The organism is Calditerricola satsumensis (genome assembly GCF_014646935.1).
GTDB lineage: Bacteria > Bacillota > Bacilli > Calditerricolales > Calditerricolaceae > Calditerricola > Calditerricola satsumensis.
Genome location: NZ_BMOF01000065.1, coordinates 1 through 10,849 on the forward strand (window position 1 = coordinate 1; position 10,849 = coordinate 10,849).

Genomic DNA, 10,849 nt, shown 5'->3' on the forward strand with positions numbered 1-10,849 from the left:
TAGATTTTCTCGTGAGTGACCGGCTTCACTTCGGTTAGGTTTTTATGTGAGTTGACACGGGAGAAACGCAATGGCCGTGACGCTCATCTGAGATCTTTTTACCCCTGTAGGCGCCTGCAGGAATGTCCCATATATTAAAGAAGGGAATTTGTCGGCCGGAAGCGCCCTGCGACTCTGTTACCGCCCGATCACCCCGGTACCCGCGGCGGTGCGCATCGATCCGTTGCGCTCATATGCCAGATGAAAGCTCAACGCCTTTTCGAGGACGTGCGGCGTATGGCCCCCGCGTTTTAACGCCTCGCGGTAGTATTCCATCAGCAACGGCCGGTAATCGGGATGCGCGCATCGTTCGATGATCAGCGGTGCCCGCTCGATCGGCGCGAGTCCTCGGAGATCGGCGTACCCGTATTCCGTAACCAGAACATCAACGTCGTGTTCGGTGTGATCGACGTGGGAAACGAACGGAACAATGCGCGAGACCGCGCCCTTCTGCGCGATCGATTTGGTCACGAATATCGCCAGACGGGCATTCCGGGCAAAGTCGCCAGACCCCCCGATCCCGTTCATCATCCGCGTACCCCGCACGTGCGTGGAATTGACGTTGCCGTAGATGTCGGCTTCCAGCGCCGTGTTGATCGAGATCAATCCGAGCCGCCGGACGATCTCCGGATGATTGGAAATTTCTTGCGGTCGCAAAAGCAAACGATTTCGATACGCATCGAAATCCCGAAAGACTTCTTGCATCTTCTTCTCCGTCAGCGTAATGGCCGATGCCGAAGCGAACACAACTTTGCCCGCGTCGATGAGATCAAAGACAGCATCTTGGAGCACTTCAGAATAAAACTCCAGGTCGTGGAACTCCGAATGCATCAGCCCGTATAGCACCGCATTGGCTACCGAGCCGATGCCCGCCTGCAACGGCGCAAGGCGCGGTGTGAGCCGACCCGCGGCGACTTCGTTTCGCAAAAATTGAAGGATGTTTGCCGCAATTTGGTCTGTCACGGCATCGGGTGCAGTAATGGGAGAAGGCGAATCGGGCTGATGGGTGAAGACCACCGCGACAATTTTGTCCGGATCCACCGGGATACCGGGCAACCCGATGCGATCGGACGGGTTGACGAGGGGAATCGGCTTCCGCGCGCCGCGTTCGCCGACTTCATACACGTCGTGAATGCCGTAAAGCGCCCGCGGCTGTGCAGTGTTAATCTCGAGAATCACATGTCGCGCCCGCTGGACGAAAAGCGACGTATTCCCCACCGACGTCGTCGGGATGACGAGGCCCTCCTCCGTAACGGCCAACGCCTCAACAATCGCCACATCAATCGGGGGGAGCACGCCTTCGCGGATCCACTCGGCAGTATGGGACAAATGCTGATCGATGTAGAGAATTTCGCCGCGGTTTATCTTTTGCCGCATCACATCGTCGCTCTGGTACGGCAGACGCCGCCGCACGATGCCGGCTTCCGCCAGTACGCGATCCACGTCGGATCCGAGGGATGCCCCGGTGATGATGTTGAGTTTGAGCGGCTCCTGTTTCGCGCGGTTGGCCAACGCAAACGGCACCGCCTTGGGCTCTCCCGCGCGCGTAAAACCGCTTAAGCCGACCGTCATTCCATCTTCGATCCACGAAGCCGCTTCTTCCGCCGTGGTGATGCGCTCATGAAGGCGGGAATCGCCAAGAAGCGCTTTCATTTCCTCGTTTGCCAACACGCTATCCCCTTCCCCTTTCATATTGTCTTCAATTTCTTAACCTTAGCAAAGGAAGGGTGGGCCATCGATAGGTTTTGCACCAAATGGCTATTTTTATACCCCAACGGTCATTTGCGCAACATTAGCCGGCTTCCGCACGTATGACCGCGCCGGCCACCGGGGGCAGTGCTCGTGAAGCTAAAATCCAAGCCGCCGGCGCAGCAGCGGCGCATACGATCGGCTCACGTACAGGCGCGAACCGTCAGACATCACGATCCGGAAGGTGGAATGCGAATCGGGATGGATTTCCGTGATCCGGTGCACGTTGACGATATACGCCCGATGAATGCGAGCAAAACGATCCGGCGGCAGGGATTTCTCTATCGTCGAAAGCGGAGCCCGGTGAAGACCTTGAGCGCCGGTTGCTTGAATGAACGTCTTGCGGTTTTGCGCTTCTAAGTAAATGATGTCCTCCACGGCAATCGGGACCCAGCGTTCACGGTCCCATACGGTTAAGAACGAGGCAGTTGGCGGGAAAGGCGCCTGGGAAGCAAACGACTGGGGGAAAATAAGGGTGACCACGCCTTTCATACGCCCGGTCTCTTTGATCGGGACCGATAGGCCGAAATACGCAACACCAAACAGGCATTCATCTCGCCATTCTGCCACCTCACGTTCTAAGCGCAGCGCCTTATCGGTCACCGATCCGGGTTTGATCGGGTCGCCCGGACGGATTTTCAGGTCAATCAGCGGACTCGGCCGGTAGTACACATACCGTTGCGCGTCGGCGACAACGACCGAAGGCGAGAACGTCAACCACGCCGCTCGCTCGTCCATGTGCCCCTCACCTTCCTGCGCCGAATCTGTCCCGTTCACCCGCTTCCGGTCCATTCCGCGGTCAAACGCGGAGAAGCCATTGATGCCACAGCGGCGCATCGCCGATAATCGGGGAGGGAGCCCTTTCAATCCCCTTCCCTTTTATTCTAGCTGAGGCGCGATTCGAAATGGTTCGCTGATTTTCGGCCCGTGGGTGCAGGAGGGATGATCCCATGTCCGAACGATGGCTGGCCTTTTCCGACGAAGTGCAAGCGGCCCGAGAAGCCGGGAAACCGCTGGTCGCACTGGAATCCACCATTATTTCGCATGGCATGCCCTATCCACAAAACCTGGAAACAGCCCGCGCCGTCGAGCGCATCATCCGGGAACGCGGGGCCGTGCCGGCAACCATTGCGATTGTCGACGGCAAGATCAAGATCGGGCTCAGCGCCAGCGAGCTGGAAGCGCTCGCCACGCGGTCCGACGTGCTCAAGGTGAGCCGGCGGGACATCCCCTACGCGCTGACCCAGCGCAAAATGGGGGCCACCACCGTCTCCGCCACCATGATCGCCGCCCGCCTCGCCGGCATTGCCGTTTTCGTCACCGGCGGCATTGGCGGCGTGCACCGCGACGTGAACGAAACACTAGACATCTCCGCCGACCTGACGGAATTGGCCCAGACCAACGTGGCCGTCGTCTGCGCGGGGGCCAAGGCGATCCTCGACATCGGGCGGACCCTCGAATACCTCGAAACCCACGGCGTGCCGGTGGTGGGGTACCAGACCGACGAATTCCCCGCCTTCTACACGCGCAGGAGCGGCTTTCGCGTCGACTACCGGCTCGATACGCCGCAGGAGGTGGCGGCGCTGCTCAAAACCAAGTGGGAACTGGGGCTCGACGGCGGCGTCGTCGTGGCCAACCCCATCCCCGAGGAAGACGCATTGGACGAAGCGGCGGTGCACCAGGCCATCGAGACCGCGCTGGCGGAAGCCAAGGCGCAGAACATCCGCGGCAAGGCCGTCACGCCCTTTTTGCTCCGCCGCGTCAAGGAGCTGACCGGCGGCGCCAGCCTGAAGGCCAACATCGCCCTGGTCCAGCACAACGCGCGGGTGGGGGCGGAGATCGCGGCGGCGTATGCTGAGCTTTGCCGCAACGCGTTGTAATCGCTGTGGATCATGAAAAACAAGGCCGAAGGTTGGTAGAGCCACCAACCTTCGGCCTTACCTGTTTTCGCGGGCCCGCTCTTCGCACCAGGTTCCGCCGGCGGCTCCCGTCGTGGCCTGCGCCGGTGCAAAGAGCCGTTCGGCCACCTGGGCCAAGGCCTCCGGTCCGTCAATGTCGCGCGGCAGGAGGGGCAGGGTGATGCGCTCCTTGTTGGCGAAACGGCGGGCGATCTCCGCCAGGTACTTCGCCTCCTGGGCCCGGCGCGCGGCAAGAAACGCGCTGCCGTCCCCCGGCGGAAGGAGACGGTTGACGATAACCGTGGGGCAGGGGATGCCCTGTCCTTCGAGGACGGCGATGGCCTTGGCCGTCTCGTGGATGGGCAGCTTCTCGGGCACGAGCACGAAGACGAAGGCCGTTTGCTCCGGATCGAGGAAGATGGCGCGCACCTCTGCGAAGGCCTCTCGGCGGGCCGCCAATGCCTCGGCCACCGGATCGGGTGCCGGTTCGCCTCCGTCGAAGAGCAGCCGGTGATGCAGCGCCGTCACCTCCTTCCGGCGACGGAGGAGGCCGTCGATCCATGCCCCCAGGACTTCGGGAAGAGACAAGAGGCGCAGCGTGTGCCCGGTCGGTGCGGTGTCAAATACCACAAGGTCATAGGCCCCGGGGGCGCGCCGGACGATGTCCACTATGCCATCGAACAGCGCCGCCTCGGCGGTGCCGGGTGACTGGCGGGTCAACTCGAGGTGTCGCTCCACCGACGCGCTCATCCGTCCCCCCAGGAGGCGGCGGAGATTCTCCTTCACCTGGCGCAGGTAGCGGTCAACTTCCCGCTGGGCGTCGATTTCCAGCGCCCATAAGCCTTCGGCGATCTCCCGCTCTTCGCCCCCGATCGCGCAGCCGAAGAGGTCGCCGAGGTTATGGGCCGGATCGGTGGAGACCAGCAGGGTGCGCTTTCCCGCACGAGCGGCGCCCCAGGCAAAGGCGGCGGCGCACGTCGTCTTGCCGACCCCGCCTTTGCCCCCGAAAAAGACAAGGCGTCGGTGGATATGGCGCTCCATCGCCCCTCTCCTTTCCGATATCGTCGTCCAGCGTCAGCAGCAGCGGATCCCCTCGAGCGGGGAGCGCTCCATTCCCATCCGCCGGTGCCACTCGTGAAAGCGTTCGTGCAGGTGGGGCAGCAGTTCCAGCGTGTAGTACGACACGGGGTTGGGGATCCCGTACAGTTCGGAAAACACGAGCAGCAGAAACAGGTCCTCGGCGTCGTCGTGCGCTCGTTTCACGGCCGACCGATACCGGACATAGAAGAACTCGTCATACAGGTCCATCAGCCGGCTCCACACGCGTCGGAAATGGCCCAGGCGTGACATCGGGATCCCCCCTCCCCAACCTTGGTCTTTTGGTGCCGACGTCACAAGGAAGCCGTATGGTCGCCCGGTGGCGTGTGTTGCTTGCGGAAGGCGTTGACCGCCTCAAGGATCATCCACAGGGCAAGAACAAAGATCGCCGATCCGATCGTGTACAGGAGCACCTTGTTTTGCGCGAAGTAGGTCTGGATGTTCAGCACCATCGCCCACAGCGTCATGGCGAAGACAAACACCATCGGCACGAGGGTCGGCAGGTAGTTGCGGCCGAGCCGCTTCAGCCACACCGTGATGACCAGCAGCGACAGCCCCGCGAGAAGCTGGTTCGTCGTCCCAAAGAGGGGCCAGAAGACGTACCCGCCGGAACCGATCCCCTTCCCCCCGTCGGTGGAGAAGACGAGGTACAGGCTCACCAGCACGCCGACCGTGGCGGCGACGTTTCCGTTCTGCAGGAGCCGAATCTTGTAATCGTTGCCCAATTCGACGAGGATATAGCGCAGCAGGCGGAATGACGTATCCAGCGACGTGGCCGCGAAGCTGATGATGAGGACGGAAATGAAGATGGCCCCGATATCCCTCGGAATGCCCACCGCCTCCGCCAGCTGTGACGCGCCGAGGACGAAGGCGCTGAGCGCACCGTCACCCGCCTTCTGGAAGGTGGCGTAGTGGGCCTGCCAGTCGTCCAGCGTGGCAAAAGCCGTGGCGCAGGCAATGACGGACAGCAGGCCCAGGGCCCCCTCGCCGATCGCGCCGAAGTAGCCAACATAGCGCGCGTCCGTCTCCTTGTCGAGCTGTTTGGACGATGTTCCCGACGCGACGAGGCCGTGGAACCCGGAGATCGCCCCGCACGCGATGGTGATGAACAACAGGGGGAAGAGCGGGGGCGATCCCTCCGGGAGGTTGGTGTTCACCGCCGGCGCCGTCACGTCCGGCTGGAGGATGAACAGCCCGAGGTACAGGACGATCAGGCCAAGAAAAAGCTGGTGCGAGTTGATGTAATCACGCGGCTGCAGCAGAACCCACACCGGGAGGACGGAGGAAATGAGGCCATAGACCATCAACACGACAATCCAGAAAACGAAGGCGTTGTCCTGCCCCACCCAGCCGCGGACATCGATCGGCACCTTGTAGCCGACCCAAATGAAGGCATACATAATGGCCAGGGCGATCAGCGAGGGCACAAGCAAGCGCCCTCGGCGTTTGTACACCCAAAGCCCGATGAGAACCGCAAGCGGGATCTCAATGAAGATCGGCAGCACGCTGCCCGGGAAGTTGATGAACAGGTTGGCGATGATCCACGCGAAAACGGCGTTGACCATCAGAATAAGGAAGAGGATGATGAGCAGAAACATCGTCTTGGCCCGCGGGCCAAGAATTTTGGTGGTGATCGTGCCGATCGACTGCCCTTTGTGCCGGTTGGAGAGGACCAGCGTCCCAAAGTCGTGCACGCCCGCAGCAAAAACGGTTCCAAGCACCACCCACAAGAAGCCGGGCAGCCACCCCCAAAACATGGCAATCGCCGGCCCGAGGATGGGCGACGCCCCGGCGATCGAACTGAAATGGTGCCCCCACAAGACATGTTTGTTGGTGGGCACGTAGTCCACGCCGTCAAAATACCGGTGCGCCGGGGTCACGTAATTCGGGTCGAGCCGGAAGATGCGCTCGGCGATCAACGTGGAATAGTACCGGTACCCGAGATAAAACATGAGAAAGCCGATCAGCACCAGGACGATTGCGTTCAATCCCCCATCCCCCTTTATCCGTCATTTCCATTTCATTTTAATGTTCTGTTTTTTGCGTCAATCATTATATCACGGGGCCCGTTCTCCGCCAAGCTCATCTCTTCAACGCGAGGCCGGCGTCTTCGTCATTGGGCCAACGTTCCCTCCCCCGTCCTCGGGGGACGTCACATTTTTAGAAAGGAATTGTCACCATGTTGTAAGCAATGCCTGTTAAACATTGTTTAACTTCCTCGTTCCATGGGGAGAATTCTTGGTGGGCCTGGGGTTGATCCTCGGATGCCTGACCACTGCGGCCATCTTCTTTGGAATGGTCATGAACTTTGCCTTTATGTTCAGCGGGACCACCAGCATCAACCCCCAAATGGTCCTCTTGAGCATCTTTGTCATCGTGGCAGGCGCAAACGCCGGCAAAATCGGGCTTGATTACGTTGTCTTGCCTTATGTGAAAAAGATCGGATCGAAACTCTTCACAAAATCGAAGGGGGCTGTTGGCGTCTGACCCAAAGGCACCTCCAGCCCCCATCGAATGAGGAATCGCCGCGGCGGGGAGATCCGGGCCCCGATCCCCGTCGGCTTTTTCTTTGCTCCATGGGAGCGCGAGAACCCGTTACGTCCACGCAATGCGGGTTCCGACCTTTTGCTCCAGAGCCAGCCGATACACCCCATGCGCCACCACCACGTCCAGAAACGCCACGCCCACCGACTTGAACAGGGTGATTTCCTCATCGGATTCCCGCCCCGGCTTCTCCCTGGCGACGATTTCCGCGAGCTCCGCATAGATGCGGTCCGGGCTCCATTTTCCCTGTCTCATCGGCACGAGAAAATCCCCCGCCTCGCTGAGGACCCCTTCCCGCGTGTCCACCACGATCTTGTGGCTAGCGTGAAGCGTCGCCACGTCGATTTCCTGCATATGCGGAAGATAGGATCCGATCGCGTTGATGTGCGTACCGGGTTTCAGCCGGGTGCCGTCAAACAGGGGAGCGGTTGCACGTGTGCTGCAAATCACGATGTCCGCCTGGGCGACGGCATCATCCGCCCGATCGACGACCACCACATCCCCCTCCCATTGGCCGCGAAGGGTTTCCCGAAGGGCCTCCGCTCTCTCCCGGGTCCGGTTGTACAACAGGATGCGCTCAATCGGCCGGACCTCGAGAACGGCCTGGATCTGTCCGATCGCCTGGGCCCCACACCCCAGCACCGCGCAGGTGCGCGCGTCATGGCGGGCCATGTACTTGGTGGCAATGCCGCTGGCCGCTCCGGTGCGCAGCATGGTCAGGTAGGCCGCATCCAGAAGCGCCACGGGGTCTCCCGTTTCCCCGTCCGTCAACAGCACCACCCCCTGGATCGCCGGCCGTCCCTGCTCCGGGTTATGGGGAAACACGCTCACCACCTTCACGCCGGCCTGTCGAACCGCTCCGACGTACGAGGGCATGTTCAGGACATGGGCATCGACTGCCCCGACCGGAAGCGCCGTTCGCACCGGCGTGACGGTGTTTCCTTCGCGGTGGTAGCGAAACGCCCGCTCCACGTCCTCCAGACAGCGTTTCATCGAATACAACTGGCGAATCTCCCGCTCCGTTATGATCAGCAAGGGACCCTCTCCTTTCACCAAGAAGGTCGCGCGAGAAATCGAGAACACCAACATTGCACAAGGGCCGAAAAACGGTCTGGCGCTTCATGCGATTCGGCACCATCCAATCAGGCGGATTCCACAGAACGGAGGTCGACGTTCTTGGTCTCGCGCACCGACAGGATCGCCACCAGCGAGATCAGGCCCGTGATCATCATGTAAACGGCAACCGGGACCCACGAACCGTGAAAGGCTTTCAAGAGTGGTGGCGACAAGCGGCGCCGTCCCTCCCGCCAGTGCGGCACCAAGCTGGTAGCCGATCGTCACCCCGGTGTATCGCACATGGGTGATGAACACCTCAGAGAAAAGCGTGCCAAGCACGGCGGTTACCGGGGCCCAAAAGATGCCGAGCCCGATCACCGTCGCCAGGATGAGCATGGCTGGCGATTTTGTGTTCAACAGGAGGAAATACGGGAAGGCAAACGCCGTCAGCGCAACCGTGCCGGCGATGTACAGCGGTTTGCGGCCAAACCGATCCGCCAGCACGCCCATATACGGAATGGCCAATGTCGTCACCAGCGTGGCAAGGGAAACGGCGTTGAGCGCCGTGGTCCGGTCAAACCCCAGGTGTTGCGTCGCGTACCCAATGACAAAGGTGGAAAAGATGTAGAACGGCGCCGTTTCCACCACTTTTGCCCCCACCGCCACCAGCACCGATTTCCAGTGGGAGCGGAACGTTTCGATGACGGGGATTTTGGCCACAGCCCCCGCTTTCTTGGTCTCCTTGAACACTGGCGTCTCGTCCAGACCGGTTCGGATCCACAGGCCGACGAAAACGAGCACGGCGCTGAGGAGAAACGGAATCCGCCAACCCCAGCTCAAAAAGGCGTCACCCGTCAGCGCGCTCGCCACGGACATGGAGAAGGTTCCGAGCAAAAGACCAATGGGTACGCCCATCTGGGGTACGCTGCAGAAGAAGCCGCGACGGCCTTTGGGCGCATACTCAACCGCCAAAAGGACGGCCCCACCCCACTCGCCACCGATCCCCAGCCCCTGGATGAGCCGGAGCAGGATCAACCAGATGGGCGCCCAAATGCCGATCGTGTGATAATCCGGCAGGAAGCCGATCAGCATGGTGGCAATGCCCATCATCATGAGCGTCAAGTTCAGCGTCTTTTTCCGTCCGATCCGGCCGCCGATATGGCCGAAGATCAGCCCGCCGAGCGGCCGGACGAAGAAAGAAAGCGCAAACGTTAAATAGGAAAGCATCAGGCTTATCAGCGGATCATCAGACGGGAAAAAACAGCTGATGAAAGATCAACGATGCCACCATTCCGTAAAGAAAGTAGTCGTACCAGGGAAAGGCGGTGGCCTTTGTACTCCGCGACCTCGAACCGCCCGCGATTGACGCGGATCATCACAAACCCGGCGAGTTTTCCTTGCACCCGTACAAAGAAGGAATAACGGTTGGGCTCTGAATAAAGCGGCATCAGATTGTCCGCGACTCTAGGAGCAAGTTCAAACGCCGGTGGGATTCGCCCCACCTCATCAAGATCTTACCCTCCCATCTCGGCTGCCCTGCGAATGCGCTCGGCGATGGCAGCCATCTTGTCCCGGTCACCAGGCTGAGGCTCCCAGGGCTTTCGCACCCTATCGCCGTTGTACCGCGGGACGACGTGGAGATGAAAGTGAAAGACACTCTGGAAAGCCGCGGCTCCCGTTGCGTGAAACAGGTTAACACCGTCCGGAGAAAGCGCCCGCTTGATCCATTCGGCAACCCGCTTCGCCGCCACCATCACATGACGACCATCCGCCTCAGAAAGTTCCCAGAGATCCCGTACGTGTCGCTTGGGAATCACCAGGGTGTGGCCATCTGTCGCTGGAGCGATGTCCAGAAACGCCATCGTATGCTCATCTTCATAGATCACCCAAGCAGGCGCCGTATTTTGGGCAATTGCACAAAAGATGCAGTTGCTCACAGGTATCCCTCCTTAATTAAATCAAACGACTACTCATACTATAGCAGGATGTATAATTATTTTTACTTTTTTTACTCTTTTACTTCCTAATTGTCCTTTCACCCCGTACATAACCACGGCAATGGATCTCAAGAGCGCCTTTATATGCTCAAGCTCATATGTATTCATTACAGGTGCAACGAGTCAACTCTCTACAACGCCTGCTTCCCATACGGCTCGACGGTCTTGGTGCTCTCCTTTCAATCCTCTTGCAACGAGTCAACTCTCTGCAACGCTTCGCAAATGCGGGTACAACGTCGAGTACGCGATTAACTTTCAATCCTCTTGCAACGAGTCAACTCTCTGCAACACGGCGCGCGCCCTGTCCGACCTCTACGACGGGTTCAACTTTCAATCCTCTTGCAACGAGTCAACTCTCTGCAACGTTTAGCGCAGGGCATTGGGACGGTCGGAGACTTGACTTTCAATCCTCCCTCAATGACTAACCCTTTTTCTCCGTTTTGCTCACTCATTCGCACGTTTTCTCCC

Annotated in this window: 8 protein-coding genes and 2 pseudogenes; 2 read left to right on the forward strand and 8 right to left on the reverse strand. The window is 60.0% G+C overall.

Features of this window, described 5'->3' with window-relative positions; all coding sequences use genetic code 11:
- Nucleotides 1-177: 177 nt before the first annotated feature.
- Nucleotides 178-1,692, reverse strand: a complete 1,515-nt coding sequence (gene scpC, locus IEX61_RS11235; protein WP_188818118.1) for a succinyl-CoA:acetate CoA-transferase ScpC — start codon at nucleotides 1,690-1,692, stop codon at nucleotides 178-180.
- Nucleotides 1,693-1,887: 195 nt separating this feature from the next.
- Nucleotides 1,888-2,526: a LytTR family DNA-binding domain-containing protein gene (locus IEX61_RS11240; RefSeq protein ID WP_172673472.1), complete on the reverse strand. Its 639-nt coding sequence runs from the start codon at nucleotides 2,524-2,526 to the stop codon at nucleotides 1,888-1,890.
- Nucleotides 2,527-2,738: 212 nt separating this feature from the next.
- On the opposite strand from IEX61_RS11240, the gene IEX61_RS11245 reads away from it, so the two are divergent.
- Nucleotides 2,739-3,668, forward strand: coding sequence for a pseudouridine-5'-phosphate glycosidase (locus IEX61_RS11245; RefSeq protein ID WP_054670000.1), 930 nt, complete (start codon nucleotides 2,739-2,741; stop codon nucleotides 3,666-3,668).
- Between the two features lie 57 nt (nucleotides 3,669-3,725).
- Here IEX61_RS11245 and IEX61_RS11250 read toward each other — a convergent pair whose 3' ends face one another.
- From IEX61_RS11250 to IEX61_RS11260, 3 genes are read right to left on the reverse strand one after another with little or no spacing between them, the layout of a single operon-like run.
- Complete coding sequence (locus tag IEX61_RS11250; protein WP_188818112.1) at nucleotides 3,726-4,727, reverse strand: ArsA family ATPase; 1,002 nt, start codon at nucleotides 4,725-4,727, stop codon at nucleotides 3,726-3,728.
- Nucleotides 4,728-4,760: 33 nt separating this feature from the next.
- Nucleotides 4,761-5,036 (reverse strand): cory-CC-star protein, encoded by a 276-nt coding sequence (locus IEX61_RS11255; protein ID WP_054670010.1) that lies wholly within the window; start codon nucleotides 5,034-5,036, stop codon nucleotides 4,761-4,763.
- 41 nt (nucleotides 5,037-5,077) lie between these two features.
- The gene (locus IEX61_RS11260) at nucleotides 5,078-6,772 is read right to left on the reverse strand and encodes a carbon starvation CstA family protein (RefSeq protein ID WP_188818114.1); all 1,695 of its coding nucleotides are present in this window, start codon (nucleotides 6,770-6,772) and stop codon (nucleotides 5,078-5,080) included.
- A 217-nt stretch (nucleotides 6,773-6,989) separates the two neighbouring features.
- On the opposite strand from IEX61_RS11260, the pseudogene IEX61_RS11265 reads away from it, so the two are divergent.
- Nucleotides 6,990-7,271 (forward strand): annotated as a pseudogene (locus tag IEX61_RS11265) (Crp/Fnr family transcriptional regulator); the annotation flags it as partial.
- A 108-nt stretch (nucleotides 7,272-7,379) separates the two neighbouring features.
- Here IEX61_RS11265 and IEX61_RS11270 read toward each other — a convergent pair.
- The 3 genes and pseudogenes from IEX61_RS11270 to IEX61_RS11280 all read right to left on the reverse strand — a co-directional run bounded on the left by IEX61_RS11270 (nucleotide 7,380) and on the right by IEX61_RS11280 (nucleotide 10,321).
- On the reverse strand, nucleotides 7,380-8,363 hold the full coding sequence (locus tag IEX61_RS11270; protein ID WP_054670013.1) for an ornithine cyclodeaminase family protein: 984 nt from the start codon (nucleotides 8,361-8,363) through the stop codon (nucleotides 7,380-7,382).
- A gap of 107 nt (nucleotides 8,364-8,470) precedes the next feature.
- Nucleotides 8,471-9,747 (reverse strand): annotated as a pseudogene (locus tag IEX61_RS11275) (MFS transporter).
- A 151-nt stretch (nucleotides 9,748-9,898) separates the two neighbouring features.
- Entirely contained in the window at nucleotides 9,899-10,321 is a 423-nt protein-coding gene (locus tag IEX61_RS11280) for an HIT family protein (protein ID WP_188818116.1), read from the reverse strand.
- Between the last annotated feature and the right edge of the window lie 528 nt (nucleotides 10,322-10,849).

Excerpts from the sequence above, each read along its gene's own strand:
- IEX61_RS11240 (WP_172673472.1), bottom strand. The coding sequence starts at position 2,526 with ATGGACGAGCGAGCGGCGTGGTTGACGTTCTCGCCTTCGGTCGTTGTC.
- IEX61_RS11255 (WP_054670010.1), bottom strand. The coding sequence starts at position 5,036 with ATGTCACGCCTGGGCCATTTCCGACGCGTGTGGAGCCGGCTGATGGAC.
- IEX61_RS11245 (WP_054670000.1), top strand. The coding sequence starts at position 2,739 with ATGTCCGAACGATGGCTGGCCTTTTCCGACGAAGTGCAAGCGGCCCGA.
- IEX61_RS11250 (WP_188818112.1), bottom strand. The coding sequence starts at position 4,727 with ATGGAGCGCCATATCCACCGACGCCTTGTCTTTTTCGGGGGCAAAGGC.
- scpC (WP_188818118.1), bottom strand. The coding sequence starts at position 1,692 with ATGAAAGCGCTTCTTGGCGATTCCCGCCTTCATGAGCGCATCACCACG.